At 33.6% G+C, this 17,737-nt stretch carries 16 protein-coding genes; 6 read left to right on the forward strand and 10 right to left on the reverse strand.

Annotated features, from left to right (window positions below; translation table 11 throughout):
* Positions 1-85 precede the first annotated feature (85 nt).
* The 10 genes from ACNO7W_RS02445 to ppsA all read right to left on the reverse strand — a co-directional run bounded on the left by ACNO7W_RS02445 (position 86) and on the right by ppsA (position 10,192).
* Positions 86-1,240, reverse strand: coding sequence for a phospholipase D-like domain-containing protein (locus ACNO7W_RS02445; RefSeq protein WP_417936886.1), 1,155 nt, complete (start codon positions 1,238-1,240; stop codon positions 86-88).
* Positions 1,221-2,330 carry a site-2 protease family protein gene (locus ACNO7W_RS02450; protein WP_417936887.1) on the reverse strand — a complete coding sequence of 370 codons (1,110 nt, stop codon included), beginning with the start codon at positions 2,328-2,330 and terminating at the stop codon, positions 1,221-1,223. The genes ACNO7W_RS02445 and ACNO7W_RS02450 overlap by 20 nt, the downstream gene beginning before the upstream one ends.
* Before the next feature lie 106 nt (positions 2,331-2,436).
* Positions 2,437-3,426 (reverse strand): 2-hydroxyacid dehydrogenase, encoded by a 990-nt coding sequence (locus tag ACNO7W_RS02455; protein ID WP_143386486.1) that lies wholly within the window; start codon positions 3,424-3,426, stop codon positions 2,437-2,439.
* Between the two features lie 255 nt (positions 3,427-3,681).
* A complete protein-coding gene (locus tag ACNO7W_RS02460) occupies positions 3,682-4,080 on the reverse strand; it encodes a DUF2784 domain-containing protein (protein WP_143386487.1) in 399 nt (132 codons plus the stop codon).
* Positions 4,081-4,360: 280 nt separating this feature from the next.
* The gene (locus ACNO7W_RS02465) at positions 4,361-4,795 is read right to left on the reverse strand and encodes an E3 binding domain-containing protein (protein WP_417936888.1); all 435 of its coding nucleotides are present in this window, start codon (positions 4,793-4,795) and stop codon (positions 4,361-4,363) included.
* A 65-nt stretch (positions 4,796-4,860) separates the two neighbouring features.
* Positions 4,861-5,112 (reverse strand): transketolase C-terminal domain-containing protein, encoded by a 252-nt coding sequence (locus ACNO7W_RS02470; protein WP_417936901.1) that lies wholly within the window; start codon positions 5,110-5,112, stop codon positions 4,861-4,863.
* Positions 5,113-5,140: 28 nt separating this feature from the next.
* Complete coding sequence (locus ACNO7W_RS02475; protein WP_417936889.1) at positions 5,141-5,407, reverse strand: zinc ribbon domain-containing protein; 267 nt, start codon at positions 5,405-5,407, stop codon at positions 5,141-5,143.
* A 28-nt stretch (positions 5,408-5,435) separates the two neighbouring features.
* On the reverse strand, positions 5,436-6,941 hold the full coding sequence (locus ACNO7W_RS02480) for a trypsin-like peptidase domain-containing protein (protein WP_417936890.1): 1,506 nt from the start codon (positions 6,939-6,941) through the stop codon (positions 5,436-5,438).
* A 233-nt stretch (positions 6,942-7,174) separates the two neighbouring features.
* Entirely contained in the window at positions 7,175-7,633 is a 459-nt protein-coding gene (locus tag ACNO7W_RS02485) for an OsmC family protein (protein WP_143386490.1), read from the reverse strand.
* Positions 7,634-7,771: 138 nt separating this feature from the next.
* Positions 7,772-10,192: a phosphoenolpyruvate synthase gene (ppsA, locus tag ACNO7W_RS02490; RefSeq protein ID WP_417936891.1), complete on the reverse strand. Its 2,421-nt coding sequence runs from the start codon at positions 10,190-10,192 to the stop codon at positions 7,772-7,774.
* 615 nt (positions 10,193-10,807) lie between these two features.
* Here ppsA and ACNO7W_RS02495 point away from each other — a divergent pair.
* The 6 genes from ACNO7W_RS02495 (at position 10,808) to ACNO7W_RS02520 (ending at position 17,517) form a co-directional block, all read left to right on the forward strand.
* On the forward strand, positions 10,808-13,129 hold the full coding sequence (locus tag ACNO7W_RS02495) for a PAS domain S-box protein (RefSeq protein WP_417936892.1): 2,322 nt from the start codon (positions 10,808-10,810) through the stop codon (positions 13,127-13,129).
* 6 nt (positions 13,130-13,135) lie between these two features.
* The gene (locus ACNO7W_RS02500) at positions 13,136-13,849 is read left to right on the forward strand and encodes a sensor histidine kinase (protein ID WP_417936893.1); all 714 of its coding nucleotides are present in this window, start codon (positions 13,136-13,138) and stop codon (positions 13,847-13,849) included.
* Between the two features lie 18 nt (positions 13,850-13,867).
* Complete coding sequence (locus ACNO7W_RS02505) at positions 13,868-14,278, forward strand: response regulator (RefSeq protein WP_143386495.1); 411 nt, start codon at positions 13,868-13,870, stop codon at positions 14,276-14,278.
* Between the two features lie 22 nt (positions 14,279-14,300).
* A complete protein-coding gene (locus ACNO7W_RS02510; RefSeq protein WP_143386496.1) occupies positions 14,301-14,726 on the forward strand; it encodes a response regulator in 426 nt (141 codons plus the stop codon).
* A gap of 6 nt (positions 14,727-14,732) precedes the next feature.
* Positions 14,733-17,090, forward strand: a complete 2,358-nt coding sequence (locus tag ACNO7W_RS02515) for a response regulator (protein WP_417936894.1) — start codon at positions 14,733-14,735, stop codon at positions 17,088-17,090.
* Positions 17,091-17,157: 67 nt separating this feature from the next.
* Positions 17,158-17,517 (forward strand): response regulator transcription factor, encoded by a 360-nt coding sequence (locus ACNO7W_RS02520; protein ID WP_417936895.1) that lies wholly within the window; start codon positions 17,158-17,160, stop codon positions 17,515-17,517.
* The last annotated feature ends 220 nt before the right edge of the window (positions 17,518-17,737 follow it).

Here is a 17,737-nt window from a genome sequence, read left to right on the forward strand (position 1 = left end):
TTTTTCACCAATAAATTTACCTTCACTAAATAGAATAACCTTTTTCTATTTTTGGAATAAAAGCTGCTATCGCCATGGAATAGTGTCAATTATTGAATCGTTTATAAGGTGTGTACGTGACGATTATTTCTATTATTCTGGTAAATAAATAGGAAAGCAGGTTGACGATTTTTGTGAATAAATTGGTTTTAATTCTCAAAGATTCTGGAGTTATTCTTTGGCATTGTGCGATAATTTGGTTGAGGTGGGATTGATACATTTTAGAAAATGTGATAGAATTTATTTCAACATTCATTTCCATACTTCCATAAGAACTTAAATTATTCAGGTTAAAAGAGCCTATAGTTGTCCAACAACCATCTATTACTGCTGCTTTTCCATGTAAAATAGATTTGTCCCATTCGTATAATTCGATGTTGTATTTAAGTAGTTTGGCATAGAGAAAGCAAGTAGCGCGTCTTGTCATTGGCAAATCTGATATTCCGGATAGAATTAATTTAATTTTTACTTTGTTTTTGGATGCTTTTTTCAAGGCCCGAATGATTCGTATGCCGGGAAGAAAATAACTTCCCACTATAATTATTTCTTTTTTCGCATTACGAATGGACTTTATATACCCATCACAAATTTCATTTTTCCTTTTTAGCCAGTCATTCTGAATGATGCGCACTAATGCATCCTCTTGCACATGAAAGACTGACTTGATTTTTTTGCTGCCCAATCGTCTTTTCTTAAAATAAATATTTCTGCAAAGTTCCTGAAGTGGTTCAGAGATTTCGCCATGTAATTGAACGGCATAGTCAAACCAAGGCGCTTCTGTGGGTGTGCCACGGTATTTATCGGCTATATTTATTCCGCCAATTAATGTAATTTTTGCATCAGCAACAACTACTTTGTGATGTAATCTTCTGCCAAGATAAAAGGTGTATGCTGAAAACAATGGTGCAAAAAAACGAATGTTAATACCACATTGCTTCAGTTCGTTTATTGTTTCTGAAGGGAAGGATAAAGAGCCTAATCCATCTAAAAGGATATAAATTTTAACATTACGTGCAGCAGCTTCTTTTAATGCGGTAATAATTCTTCTTCCTGTTGAATCGTTTTCAAAAATATACATCTGAATATCGAGTTCAAATTGAGAATTACGGATAATAGCTTCTAATCGAGAAAAATAATCCTCGCCACTATAAACAAGTTCCAGGTTTTTAGGGGTATCGCAGCTATTTTTTCTTTTCGTCATGGGCATTATTTATTTTCACCTCATTAATTAAAATGAATTCCATAAGATTTTCTATGTCCAAAGTGCCTACAAGTTCATTGTTTTCCATAACCAGCATTAATCTTGATTTATTGAGTTGTATGAGCTCAAAGATGTTTTCCAAAAGGGAACTACTGTCAAGATAAACCAAATTTCGATCCATGACATTATAAATGAATTCGTTGGCTCCTTTTTCAGACAGTGCTGTTATAATTTGATCCCGATTGAGTGTTCCAACAGGAACAGTATCTTCCGTGATCAAAAAATTCTTGTTTTGGCTGTCCAGTACTAATGCTACCGCTGTTTTTATTTTTTCATTCGCATCTATCGTTGGGTAATTTTTCATTACAACATCCTGGACTTTAAAACCCTTCAGCATGAATTTCGATTCGGTATAATCGGCTTCAACTTGAGCACCTATAATAACAAATATACCTATAAAAATTAAAAAAGGGGAGGTGAAAAAACCAAAAAGAATAAAGGCCATTGCTAATAGTTGACCAATTCGTGCCGAGATTCTTGTGGCAACATGCCTTTGTAATTTAAAGGATAATAGCGCACGTAAAATTCTGCCGCCATCCATAGGAAACGCAGGAATTAAATTAAAAAGGGCCAACCAAAAATTGACTAAAAAGAAATTGAGAAAGAAATTATTTGCATTAATACCATGAGATAATTCAGCCATTAATTGCTCCGAAGTATCTGGAATCGTAATGAAAATTCCGGTTATAAATGCCAGGGTGATATTTACTAAAGGTCCTGCAAAAGCGACTATTAATTCTTCCGAAGGCTTTTCAGGTATTCGTTCTAATCGGGCTAAACCGCCAATGGGTAAAAGCGTGATGTCTTTGGTTGTTATATTATAGTTTTTTGCTGCTAAAGCATGTCCGAGTTCGTGTAGTAAAACAGTAATGAAAACACATAAAATAAATGCGACAGACCATATTATTTGCTCCGTATTCTGACCTGATTTGTAGTTAATATAAATGATAAACAGAATAAGTAAGGAGAAGGTCCAGTGAATAAATATTCCAATACCTGCTACTTTTCCAAGTTTAAAAGATCCTTTCATTTTTTGAATTTTTAATACTATCAATCATAGTATGATTAGAAAAAAAATAGGCAAATAATAAAAATCAATATATTGTATTCGTTTAGAAATGAACACAAAGCTTCAATCAGTGTACTTCATTTTCAGAAATACCATTGTAGGCCCAAGCATTTAAATTAGCAATGGTGGCATGGGCAATTCCCTCCAATGCTTCATTTGTTAAAAATCCCTGATGTCCGGTAATCAGCACATTAGGATAGGATCGGAGTTTTAGAAATAAGGCGTCACTTATGGGAGCATCAGTATGGTCCTGAAAAAATATCGGTTTTTCCTTTTCATAAACGTCTAAACCAACTGCGGCAAGGGTTTTGTTTTCTATAGCTTCTAATAAATCCTCTGTATTTACGAGTCTTCCGTGAGCCGTATTAATAAAGAGGACTCCTTTTTTCATTATCGAGAAAAGGGATTTGTTAAACAAATGGTCCGTTGTTCTGTTAGGCATATAATGGACAGATAGTACATCAGAATTTTTGCATACATCCTCCAGCGAAGCATAGGTAACAGGAATTTCATCCATTAGTTCCTTGTTTTCTTCAATATCAAATGCCAAAATATTACATCCAAAGCCATGCATAATTCTTGCAAAAGCGGCACCAATTTTCCCGGTTCCTACGACACCTACTGTTTTTCCATACAGATCAAAACCTACTAAATGATCTAAACGATAATCGCCTATTTGCATTAACGTCTGACCTAAAACCAGTTTTCTGTTTAATGCCAATACTAAAGCTACTGCAAGTTCAGCAATGGCATGAGGGGAATAATTCGGTACATTTGCCACTTTCATTGCTAAGGATTTTGCTCTTGCCAAATCAACATGATCATGGGCTACAGAACGCAGGGCAATGTACTTAACACCATAGCTGTATAGTTTTTCTAAAACTGCTTCAGAGGCATCATCAGAAGTAAAAAGCGAAACGGCATCAAAGCCTTTGGCAAAGATTACAGTACTTTTATTCAAAGACTGCCCCGTAAAGACCAATTCGTGATTGCCATGGGCTGCTTTTTTCAGGAAAGGTTTATCAAATCCCAATATACTATATACTAATACTTTCATTTTTTTTAATTTTTTAATATCAATAAACTAAAGCGCATTCGTAAAAAAGATGGGGGCATTCAAACAATTAAAAATCAACAAATTGTAATTTCTTTTATGAAGAAAGAACTTATGTAAAGTTACGTCAATTTAAACCAAAAATTTTATGTATAGCAATAATTTGGGCTTGAAAATAAAAATTATTTATTCTAATTCTGGATTTGTTTACGACAAAATACAATTTGTTAAAAGGAATCTATTTTTAGATTTTTACAGCTATTCGTTTTTTAACTTTCGATTCAACATTTTTTTCCTTACGGCAAAATAAACGCTGATAAAAAAGGCTGTAAAAAAAACAATTACTGTTGAGACGTCAACAAAACTTTCCGAAAAATTAATCCCCGTTATTTTTAGAATTAGAAAATGTATATAAGAATTGCTGTCATCGGTATAGCCCAAAAGTTGGCGTATTTTCCAATGCCAATCTGTAAACGGACAATAACCAAAGCCGTACCAAATTCCCAGTATAAACCACGAAAATGCAGTAAGTGATAAAGTAATCAAATTTGCAAATCGCCATCGCGGAACAATCCAGCCCAATACATTGAACAAGATGAGAACGGTATGAAATACAATAAAAAAATAATCGATAATATGCAGAATAAATGTACTCATATTAATGCTGTTATTGCGCCGAGATTGCTTTTTTACCCAAAATATAAGATACTAAAGCTTTTAATGTTGTGATTTTTCCATAATCCTGTTCCGGAATTTCTATTCCTAATTTTTCATTCGGTGCAACGATGTCAATGCATTTGTCATATCAATCCTTTTTTCCCGATAATAGTGTGGAATTTTCTTGTTGGATTTCCTCATGGCAGCACGCCACAGCTGAACGAATTGCTTCAGCAGAAGTTCCTCGTTTTTCTATTTCTACAGGTATTTTTATTGTTTTTTATATTTCAATTTTTTCTTGCTCGGCTGTCGCATTGTCTACATCTTCTTTGGTAATGGCACCATCAGGTCCGGTTCTTTTTATTTGTGAAAGGTCAATATGATTATCGTCAGCAATTCTCTTCGCCAATGGAGAGATTTTGATATGCATTTCTACGACTTTTTTTACGATGATTGGTTCTATTATTTTTTCTTCTATTGGTTGTAATGGTATTGATTCTTTCTCAGGAATTTTTTCTTCTTTTGTTTCTAAAGTAACTCCAGTAGGATTAATCAATGCCATGACGGTTCCTACCGGAACTTTGGTTCCCTCTTTAATCAGCAATTCTCCGATAGTTCCTTCGTCAAAAACTTCGATTTCTATCAGTCCTTTTTGCGTTTCCACTTCGGCAATAATATCGCCGCGTTTCACTGTATCGCCTGGTTTTTTTTCCATTCGATCAATGTGCCGTCTTCCATATCAGCGCCCAAACTGGGCATTAGAAATTTAATCATGGCGGATCATTTTTTAACCGCATTAACAATATCATTTTTCTGGGGAATCGCAGCCTCTTCCAGATGAGCAGGGTAGGGAATTGGGACTTCAACGCCACACAATCGTTGTACGGGAGCGTCTAAGTCATGAAATCCCTTTTCCATAATCAGTGCACTAATTTCCGAAGAAATACTAACCGAACGCCATGCATCTTCTATGATGAGTACCCACTGTAAATCAATGACTTCCGCTGCGGCCTCCAGGACATTTATAAACAGCCGTTACTGTTTTCCATTGATTGAAATGTTATTGTTGTTTGGTTTTCCAACGTTTTAAAGCAGGTAAAACATTCACAGCTTTTTGTATCATATAATTGGGAAGTTTCATTTTCTCCATTTTATTTTTTACAGTTTCTTTCATATCCTCCAAACCCATTTTTGGGTTTTTGAAAGTACTGTTCTCATAACAATACTTACAATATTCATTGTTTTTTACACCGTTTTGTTCCATGCCTTTTACTTCGTCAGTGTTAAGTGGCATCCCGCAACTTTGGCAAAATGTAATGTTTTCCATAATGTTGTCTTTTTTAGTTAGTTTTATTTTACATACCAAATGCATAATAATAGTAAGAAGGGTCACCGGCATATTTTCCTTCCAGCATTATGCCTCCTCGTTGTGCTTCAACGGCTTCCATAAAGGACTTAATCGTAGAAACGGCTCTATTGTTGACAGATGTAATTACAAATCCTTCGCGTATGTTAGTGTATCTTTTCAGTTTCCCATCATACAATTTTGTGACTTTTAGTCCGTTTCTAACATTGTAATTTTTCTGATCTTCCTTGGTGATTTCAACCAATTCAACACCCAAATCCTTAAGTAAATCCAAACTTTTAGTTTTTATAATTTTAGTGGTTGCTTCCTGTTTTTTGAGTGTCGCGGTAAGTTCTTTTTTTTCTTTACCATTTCTGATCAGCACAATTTTTACTTTTTCTCCCGGACGTTTTCGCATAATAACTTCCTGTAATTTAGATGCAGTCATTGTTTCAATATTATCAATACTGATTATTACATCTTTTGCCATGACACCGGCTTCTTTTGCCGCTCCTTTTGCCGCTACGCTGTCAACATAAACTCCATTGGCACGGTCAATATGTATTTCCTTTGCAATTGTGCTGTTTAAGTCCCGGATACTTATTCCTAAAATGCCTCTCTGAACGGATCCAAAATTCATCAGGTCATTGGCTACTTTTTTTACAATATCTACAGGAATGGCAAAAGCATAACCCGCATAAACCCCGGTAGGTGTTGCTATTGCAGTATTGATTCCAATCAGTTTTCCTTCTAATGTTACCAATGCACCACCGCTATTACCGGGATTCACCGCAGCATCAGTTTGTATGAATGATTCGATGGCGCCCTGATCACTTAAGATGTTTATATTTCGGGCTTTAGCACTTACAATTCCTGCTGTAACAGTTGAGGCAAGATTAAAGGGATTCCCCACGGCAACTACCCATTCTCCTACTTCTATGTTGTCACTATCACCGTACATAATAAAGGAAAGTTTCTTTTCATCAATTTTAAGAAGTGCGAGATCCGTTTGTGGATCATTACCAATAACTTTGGCCGGATAGGAGCGTCCGTCAAATAGAGTGACATTAATTTCAGCTGCATTTTTTATCAGATGGTTGTTCGTAACTATGTATCCATCAGGAGTCAGTATTACTCCGGATCCGCTGCCAATCAAAGGCTCAGAATCATATTGTGGGGATTGGGGAAGTTGGAATTTAAACTGTTTGAAAAAAGAATCATCTTTAAAAAATTCTTTTAAAGGGTCAGGCAAATTATGAAATTCATTACTGTCTTCATTTTGATACTGTTGTATTTGTGGTTTGAAATAACATTTGATGTGTACTACTCCAGGTGTGGCTATTTTGGCGGCTAATCTGAAATCTACATTACTCGTATAAGAAACTTTATCCGAAATGGTAGCAGCATTTTTCTGAATAGTTTCTATATCTTTTTCATTTTTCTTATCCTGTGCCTGACATCCTTGAAATAGTAGAAGGATAATGAACAAATAAATCATTTGACTTTTCGAATTCATTTTTTTAGATAGTGTCATGACTGAAATGGATTTTAATGAAAAATTAGTTTTTCGTATCTAAAAATGTTTTAGGATGTTTTTCCATGAAAAAGAAGCCTGCACTTTTTCATAATCCAAAAGGTGGTGTTCCATTTTATTTTTGATGAAAATCATACTTTTCCTATTTTCAAATGAAACTAATTAGAACATAAACAATTCTTTATTTTTTGAAAATACTGTTAGATAATAATACGCTAGAATGAATTGCCAACCGGAACAAGATTATACTCAATAATTATTTCCGGCTCTAATCGAATGGCTGTTTTGACGGCACTGGAAATTAAACAGGCCTTTTCACTCATCTCCAAAATATGTCTTGCCCTTTCTAGTTTTTGGGAATAGGGGATTACGAGTTTTGGTTGCAGAATAATTTCGGTGATAGTATATTTACCATCAATCATATCAACATTGCAAATGGATTTACTATCAAAACTTATAAATTGCAGTTTTGAATTTTCGGCAATCGATAGAAAAGTAGTCAACAGACAGCTGTTTATCGATGCAACAAACAGATGTTCAGGCGACCAAATTTCTTCCATTCCTTTAGGGAATTCAGGAGGTGTGGCCACTTCAATATTTTGTGGCAAAACTGGAGAGCTTAAAAGTCCTTTTCTTTTGCCTTTCCATTTCAGATTTACTTCGTAAGTATACATTATATAAGGTTTTTAGTGAGAATTTCAATTCAGAAAAATTATTGTGCCACAAAGCCGCCATCTACTGCCATGGCATGACCGGTTACAAAAGAGGCTTCATCGGAGCACATTTTTGAATGTTGTTTCCATGATTATTTTTTACATTAGAATTTTTCTTTTTGTTTTCTTTTCCGCTTCCAAAATATTTTCAATTCCCTTTATCAATGCATCTGGATTAAACGAGATGCTATCGATGCCTTCATTCACTAAAAATTTAGCAAATTCTGGGATGTCGCTTGGTGCTTGTCCGCACAATCCCACTTTTATCTCAAAACGTTTCGCCACCCGAATCGTTTCCTTAATTAAATATTTTATAGCTGGATTTTCTTCATCAAACAAATAACTTACTAATGCGGAGTCGCGATCTAAACCCAATGTAAGTTGTGTTAAATCATTGGAACCAATAGAGAAACCGTCAAAGAGTTTTGCATATTCATCGGCCATTAATACATTGCTTGGGATTTCAATCATCACATATACTTCCAGTCCGTTGACGCCTTGTACTAATCCGTTTTTAGCCATTTCATTAAGGACATTTTCTCCTTCTTCGAATGTTCTGCAAAAAGGAATCATCAGTTTTACATTATGGAGTCCCATTTCGTTCCGTACTTTTTTCATGGCTTCACATTCTAAAGCAAAACCTTTTCGATAAAAATCGCTGTAATAACGGGAAGCACCACGAAAGCCAATCATGGGATTTTCCTCATCAGGTTCATAATATTTTCCACCAATCAGGTTGGCATATTCATTACTTTTAAAATCACTCATTCGCACAATCACATCTTTAGGATAGAAAGCGGCAGCTACGATGGATACTGCTTCGGCTAGTTTATCAACGAAATAAATTTTAGGATCTTCATAGCCTTTGGTTAACGCGGCGATTTCGGCAACAATGTTCTCATCGGTTATTTTTTCAGGTTCACACAACGCCAGCGGATGAATTTTGATGGTATTCGATATGGCAAATTCCATTCGCATTAAACCCACACCCTGATTGGGATAATGGCTTAATTCAAACGCTCTTTCGGGATCGGCAAGAATAAGCATCGGGTCCGTTTTTGGCATTTCAAGTTTGCTGAAATCCTGTTCCGTTATTTCCCATTTTAATTGTCCATCATAAATATTTCCTGCTGTACCTTCGGCGCAGGATACCGTAATTTCCTGACCATTTTTTATCGTTGAAGTTGCGTTTCCGCAGCCCACCACGGCAACGGTTCCTAATTCCCGAGCTACAATGGCGGCATGGCTGGTGCGTCCGCCTTTATTGGTAATAATTGCTGAAGCTCTTTTCATAATAGGATCCCAATCGGGATTGGTTAAATCAGTCACTATGATTTCCCCTGTTTGCAATAAATGACCTTCTTGTGGACTGTTAAGAATACGGGCTTTTCCCGATGCAATCTTATCACCAAGAGCAATTCCTTGGGTTAAAAGTATGCCTTTCTCTTTGAGTTTATAGATTTCCCGAACTTGTTTATTTGCTTTTCCATGAACAGTTTCCGGGCGTGCCTGAACGATATAAAGTTGGTTATTCAAACCGTCTTTAGCCCATTCAATATCCATTGCTTTTTTATAATGTTTTTCAATTTTATAACACCATTGTGAAAGTTGAACCACTTCTTTATCGTTTAGCGAAAACTGGTTTTGTTTTTCTAAAGAAGTGTCAGTATTAACAATTGTGTTTTCGGAGGATTCACTTCCTGATTTTTCGGAGTAAATCATCGTAAATTCTTTTCTTCCACACTGTCTTTTTAGAATGGGATTCAATTCTGGATTTTCTAAAGTAGGTTTAAAGACCATCCATTCATCCGGTGTAACGGTACCCTGAACAATATTTTCGCCCAATCCCCAACAACTATTGATGATGATGGTATTTTCGAAACCGCTGTCCGGATCAATAGTAAACGCCACGCCAGCAGCAGCTTTATCACTTCGAACCATTTGCTGTACGCCAACAGAAATAGCAATGTCTAATTTGGCGAAGCCCATATCATGACGGTATTTGATGGCACGATCCGTAAATAAGGACACAAAACAGCGGTGTACGGCATCCAGCAATTGAGCTGCACCACTGATATTTAAAAAAGATTGCATCTGTCCTGCAAAACTCGCGGTTGGTAAATCCTCCGAAGTAGCGCTGCTACGTACCGCCACATCAAGATTATTTATTCCACATTGTTCACTAAGCGATTGGTAAGCAAGATGTATTTCATCACGAATTTCATCAGGAATGGTTGCTGATAAAATAAGGTTTCTTGCTTTTTCTCCAATGGAAGAAAGATTGGAATACTTTTTTGTATCCAATGAAAATAATAAATCTTTCAGAGGTTTCTCCAGATTATTTGTTTTACGGAAAATGCGGTATGCCTCTGCAGTAATTGCAAATCCGTTGGGAATGCTAATGCCAATTGGATTGAGTTGATTGTACATTTCGCCAAGAGAGGCATTTTTACCGCCAACTTTACCAATGGCTTCAATGCCAATTTGGTCGAAAAAAAGGATGTGTTTGTACTTTGCCATTTCGTATTTTTTTTAATAGAAACAGACCATTATTAGTCTATTAGAATAGTAACAATAGAAAAATATTTGAGGCAGAATGTTTTAGTTAATCGGATAGTAGGTTTTTGTAATTCAGAAGTAGGTTTGAAATTTACATATCATTTCTTTTGGTTTAAAAAAGAGGGTAGTAGGTGTTCCTGCTTATTGAAACCAATACTGTAAATTTAAACAAATAATTTTTTTATTGGTACAAAAAAAATGTTTTTTTTTATTTTTATTCTTATTTAAGTGATTAAAAAACAGTAGTTTGTATTTTATTTTATTAAAAATGATACAGATGGAAATTCAGCGGAGAATACTGTTTTTTTTGGGATTAAATTCGAAATGTTTTTCGGTATTGTTTGAATGAGAGGTGTGTAAATAATGGGTAAGAAAAATAAATGTAATTCTTTGGGATATTAAGTTTGGAAAAAGATTTATAATTCAAAAATAATTTTATTTTTGTAAGGATACCAGATTTGTAAGTTTATTATAAATATAGTAAGTACAGCTATAAAAATTTCGAATAAATATTTATTTGAAAGCTATAAATTACAGCTTCTGGAGTCTAATTCTATTTAAAGAAAAGCCCCAAAGATGAAAATAAATCCAAAACCGGAAAATGAAATAGAAAGACTCAAAGCGCTGGAAGAGTATTTAATTATGGATTCTTTACCGGAAAAAGAATATGATTCGATTTCTCAACTGGCCTCTTATATTTGTGGAACTCCTATAGCCTTGGTAAGTTTAATAGACGAACGAAGACAGTGGTCTAAATCAAGTGTTGGGTTAGGTGTTGCTGAAACTACAAGAGACTTGTCTTTTTGCCAATATGCCATTATGGGTGAAGACGTTTATGAAGTCAATAATGCTCTGGAAAATGAGTTGTTTGCTAAAAATCCTTTAGTGACAGGAAATCCTAATATTCGATTTTATGCAGGAGCGCCACTTAAGGATGCAAATGGTTTTAATTTAGGTTCACTATGTGTAATAGACACGGAATCCAGAATATTAAGCATTGAACAGAAAAATGCTTTAAAATTGCTTGCCAATCAAGTCGTTTTATTATTGGATTCCCGAAAAAAAAATGCGGATTTTCTTAATTCTCAGAAAGAATTGCAGAATTTCATTGAACTTTCAAAGGATTTGGTTTGTATTGCCAATATTGACGGTTTCTTTTATAAAGTTAATCCGGCTTTTACAGATGTATTGGGGTATTCTAAAGAGGAATTAGAAGGTAAGCCATTTATAGATTTCATTCATCCGGATGATTTAGAAAAAACATTTAAAGAAGTTGAAAAATTATCAAATGGACATAAGACTATCAGTTTTGAAAACCGTTACCGATGTAAAAACGGCGAATATATTTTATTGAGTTGGAATGCCTCGCCAGATCCTGATACAGGAAATTTATATTGTATAGGCAGAGACATAACAAAGGAAAAAGAAGCGGAGCTAAATTTGATTAACAGCAATAAATTATTAGACGAATCACAAAGTATAGCTAAAATAGGGAGTTGGAAATTTGATTTAATTACAAATGACCTTATTTGGTCTAAGGGTCATTATCAGATTTTTGATTTAGAGGAATTGCCTTCCGATCAACTTTTTAAGGCATACCGAAGCAAAATTCATCCCGATGATTTATCGAATCTTGACAAAGCAATTGAAAACACACTAACAACTGGTGCTGATTTACATTATAATCATAGGATTCTATTTCCTGACGGAAGTTCAAAATATGTTGTAGGTATAGGGAAACCTCATAAAAATGGAAAAGGAGAGGTTGTTGGGATTCAAGGAACCATTCAGGATATTACTGACAAAACATTAGCTGAACAAAAAATACAAGAAAAAGCGAAAGAAATAAACGATATTAAATCGGCATTGGACGAATCAGCAATCGTAGCTATTACGGATCAAAAAGGCATTTTTTCTTATGTTAATGAAAATTTTTGTGCGGTTTCTAAATACTCTAAAGAAGAACTAATAGGGCAAGATCAACAAATTATTAGTACGGGCTATAATTCAATAGAATTTAGAAGAGATGTATTTGTGACCATTGCTAATGGAAATATTTGGAAAGGAGAAGTAATGAATAAAGCAAAAGACGGCTCTTATTATTGGGAAAGCGCCACAATAGTCCCTTTTTTAAATGAAAAAGGAAAACCATATCAATATGTAGCCATTAGTTCAAATATTACAAAACAAAAATTAGCACAGGAAAATTTAAATAATGCATTAGCTAATCTCGAAAAGAAGAACAAGGAGCTGGATCAGTATGCTTACATCGTTTCACATGATCTTAAAGCACCACTAAGAGCCATAAATAATCTTTCGGAATGGATTGTTGAAGACATGCCTGAAATGCCGGATGCCGTTAGCGCTAATTTTGAATTATTGCGTGGCCGCATACAGCGGATGGAAAACCTGATTAATGGCGTTTTGGAATATTCCCGTATAGGACGAACAGAAATTGAAAAAGAAACAACTGATTTAAAAAAGATGTTGAATCAGATTATTGATTTTGTTGTTCCCATTGAAGGATTTGAAATTTCAATTGCTGATAATATGCCTATTATTGAAACTGAAAAAATACTTTTACAACAGGTTTTTAGCAACCTTATAAGCAATTCAGTGAAGTATAATGATAAACCCATTGGAAAAATAGAATGTTTATATGAATCATTACCTGATTTTCATCAGTTTACCGTAAAAGATAATGGTTCCGGTATCGCTGAGGAATACCATAAAAAAGTATTTGAAGTTTTTCAAACCATTGAAGCACGAGATAAAAAAGAAAGTACGGGTATAGGTTTGTCTATTGTTAAAAAGATAATTGAAGAAAAAGGAGGCAGTATTTCCATAGAATCTGAAAATGATAATGGAACAAGTTTTGTTTTTACCCTTCCTAAATAAATGAATATGACCGAGTCAGAAAAAAAATGTCAGGAGGAGTTAGTTGTCCTTAAAAAAGAATTTGAAGAGTTTGTTTACATTGTATCACACGATATAAAAACACCAATGAGAGCCATTTCAAACATTACAACCTGGATTGAAGATGATTTAGGGGGTAATGCAGACAAAGAGGTTTTAGATAATTTTAGATTGTTAAAAATCAGAGTGGAACGTCTTGAAAACATGATGAATGCATTGCTTGAACTTTCACGTGTTAGCAGGAGTGAGATGGAATTATATGAAGTAAATATTCCAAAATTAGTTAATGATTGCATTGAAATGTTAGATAATAAGTCAAATGCTGAATTTCATTTTACGTATCATCTGAAAAAGGAAAACATTGTTACTTTGGGTAAGAAATTGCAAAAAGTACTGTTCAGTTTACTGGATAATGCAGTTCGATTTCATGATAAAGAAAAAAAGAATGTATTTGTTGAAGTAAACGAAAATGAAACTGATTATGAAATAAAAATAACTGATGATGGCCCAGGAATACCAGAAGGAGTAAAAGATAAAATTTTTTCCATTTTCTATACGGTAAATTCGAAAGATGTTGTAGATTCAACCGGTGCAGGATTAGCAATTAGCAGTAAAATAATTAAAATGGTAGGAGGAGCATTTCAATATACTCCAGCAGTAAATAGCGGTTCAATTTTTACATTTAATTGGCCAAAGCAATAAGAATAAAAAATTAAAATTATGACACAAAGATTGGTAAACATTTTATTGGTTGAAGACGATGAGGTTGATGTAATGAATGTTAAAAGAGCATTCTCTAAAAATAACATTAAAAACCCGCTTTATGTAGCAGGAAATGGAGTTGAAGCATTGGAAATGCTTGATGATAAGATTATTCCTTTACCAAAAATTATTATTTTGGATATTAACATGCCAAAGATGAATGGAATAGAATTCTTGAAAGTTTTAAGGGAGAATGAAAGGCTTAAAAACATATCTGTGTTTGTCATGACTACTTCAAATGAAGATAGTGACAAAATTAAAGCCTATAATTTGAACGTAGCCGGATATATTTTAAAACCATTGTCTTTTGAAAAATTTGTTGTTTCAGTTTCTACACTTAATAATTTCTGGCAATTGTGTGAAATGTAAGTTTTTTTCTTAAATTTACGTTATGAGGAATTCAAATATCTTATTAGTAGACAGTTGTAAAGCTGATTTCGAAAATGTAAAAAAAGCATTTAACGAAATTGATGTTAAATTCACTTTGCATGTGGCTCAAAACGATACGGAAGCTTGGTTAATGTTACAGGGAGATAATAAAATATCACCAATCCCTAAAATCGTATTGATCGATATTAATGAGGAAAGTGTAAACGGAATAAATTTATTAAATAAGATACGAATTCATCCGGATTTAAAATCAATTTTAGTGTTTGTTATCACAAGAACTGATAATGAAAGAAATAAAGCAGCTGCTTTGAATCTAAACATAGCCGGATATATGCATAAACCAGACGATAGCAAAAAAATGACAGATTTTTTTTCAATACTTAATGACTATTGGAATATCATTGAATTTTCAAGTGAAAAAAAATAAAATAATATGGCTGTTGCTCTAAAAATACTGATAATTGATGATGATAGAGTTGATTCGATTACCATAATTCGTTCGATATCTCACTCAGGAATTATTGCGGATGTTGAAAGTGCTTTTTCAGCCAAAGAAGGCATTGAAAAGATTAAATCATTTCATTATGACTTGATCTTTTTAGACTACGTGATGCCCGATAGTGATGGAATTTCCTTTTTAAAAAAACTACGGGATTTAGGGGTAGAAACTCCGGTTATTTTTGTCACTTCACAAGGAGATGAAAAAATTGCCAGTCAGGCTATTCTAGGCGGAGCTTCTGATTATATTCCAAAAACATTACTAACTCCTGATGGCATTTCGCAAAGTATCAGAAATGCAATTAAACTTCATGATAGTCTTGAACTGCGTAAAAAAACAGAATTAGCTTTAAATATTAATGCCAACAGGCTTTATGAAGCTCAAAAATTGGCCAAGATTGGGAGTTGGGAAATAAATCTAAATGATGGGGGAGTTTTTTTCTCGGAAGAAGTTTTCAATATTTTTGAAATTGACAAAAATAGTATTCCTTCCACAGCGCTCATTAAATCATGTTTAATTAATTCTGACGATATTGAACTTTTTGAAAACAACCTTAATTATGTCAAAAATAGTAATTCAGAAGTACAGTTTAGCCATAGTTTATTGTGTAAAAATGGAACGATTAAGTACATTAATGAGTTTATAAAATGTTTGAATGATGAACATAATGTACCATTCAAGATTTTGGGCACCATTCAGGATATTAGTGAGCAAAAACGCATTGAAAAGGAATTAATAAATGCTAAAGATATAGCAGAGCAATCTGTTAGGGTAAAAGAACAGTTTCTGACTAACATGAGTCATGAAATTCGTACTCCAATGAATGGAATAATAGGGTTTGCACGAATTCTGGAAGGCACAAATTTAGACAGCAATCAGAAGCAAAGTGTGGAAGCCATAAAAAGAGCCAGTAAAAACTTATTGGTTATTATTAATGACATCTTAGATTTTTCTAAAATAGATGCCGATAAAATGACATTTGAAGATGTAAATTTCTCCTTGTCAAAAAATATAAATTCAGTAATTGAATTGCTTTCTCCGATTTCAAAAGAGAAAAAAATAAAATTATTGTGTGAAATAGATTCTCAAATAAATGATTTTTTAATTGGAGACCCAACACGATTATCACAAATATTGATTAATCTGGTTGGAAATGCTTTAAAATTTACGGAGAAAGGGTATGTTGAGTTAATCGTTACCCAAGAGAAAGAATCTGAATTTGATACTTTTATCCGATTTACTATTATAGATACAGGCATTGGTATTCCTGAAAATAAGATTGATTCCATTTTTGAAAGTTTTAATCAGGCATCAAATGAAACGACGAGAAAATTTGGAGGTACGGGTTTAGGACTCACGATTACCCGTAAACTCATTGAATTGCAAGGCGGAATAATAACAGTAGAAAGTGAAGTTTCAAAAGGGAGTGAATTCTCCTTTTTAATACAATATAAAAAGGCTCAAAAAGGAATTGTAGAACCTATAAAAGTTAAAAAAGAAGAATTATCATCTAATTTCTTAAAAGACATAAAAATTCTTTTGGTTGAAGACAATGAGCTGAACCAACTTTTAGCAATCAAAGTATTTGCAAAATGGGAAAAAGAAATTGATATAGCCGATAATGGAAAAATTGCCATCGAAAAAATAGAGAAGAATGATTACGATATTATTCTGATGGATATTCAAATGCCGGAAATGGATGGAAATGAAGTTACAAAATACATACGAACCAATATGGGATATAAATCGAATATCCCAATAATAGCATTAACTGCGCATGCTACATTAGTTGAAGAAAAAAGAAGTTTAGAAAGTGGCATGAATGATTATCTGTCTAAACCTTTTGATTTTAATGTATTGCTTGAAAAATTACACCATAATTTAATGAATGGAGATAGAATTAAATCTTTTGATTTATCAGAAGATGAAGAAGTAATAACCGAAAAATTAATCAATTTTAAATATTTAAATGAATTTGCTGACGAAGATGACACTTTTATCGAAAAAATGGTATCCTTATTTTTGCATAATACTCCTGTAGCTTTAGAAACTATACTCGAGGCAAACGGGATTGATAATATAAAAGTTTTAAAAGCGGAAGTACATAAATTAAAATCTTCCATCAGTTTGTTAGGCATAACAAAAGCATCCAAATGTATTGAAAATATTGAAAGCGAAATTGAAATAAATCCTTTGGGACAAAAGCGAAAAGCAGAAGTTGAGAAGTTTTATGAAATCTGTCAGCTTGTTTTCAATGAATTGGAAATAATCCATGGTTTTTCTAAAATATAGCATATCCGCAAAACCAAATCAGACTAAAAAACGTAAATGCTATTATAAATAGTAACAATTATAATAAATGAAAATACTAATAGCCGAAGATGATGAGATGATGCTAAAAACGATGGGGTTTAAGCTGATCCGTGAGGGGTATGAAGTTATTTCATGTCCGGACGGTAGTGTTGCATTAGATAAAATAGTTTCAGAGAATCCGGATCTTATACTTTCAGATATCGAAATGCCTTTTGCTTCCGGATTAGATATCGTTCACAAAGTAAAAGTGGAGTTGAAACTCAATATTCCAATAATTATATTATCAGCAGTAGGCTTAGAAAAAAACGTATTAAAAGCTTTTGAATTAGGTGCGGATGATTTTATAACAAAACCGTTTAGTCCTAATGAGTTAATCGTTAGAATCAAGCGACTGTTATTAAAATAAAAACTTAAAAACTCCTTCTTCGTTTAAATAACAAGAAGGAGTTTTTAATATTTACCACTGTTGGTTTAGGGGTTACTTCGCTCAATTGCCAGTCAGCAACATTTTTATTGGTCCCAAAAGTAGTTAAAACTATGCACTTTAGTGCATTTCGCTTTTAGCTTCTAAAAATGTACATTTGAAATATGGATTTTCAAAGAACAAATGGACATACAGTATCAAG

The sequence above is a fragment of the Flavobacterium sp. ZB4R12 genome, assembly GCF_048276375.1.
In the GTDB taxonomy this organism is placed as follows: Bacteria; Bacteroidota; Bacteroidia; order Flavobacteriales; family Flavobacteriaceae; genus Flavobacterium; species Flavobacterium gawalongense.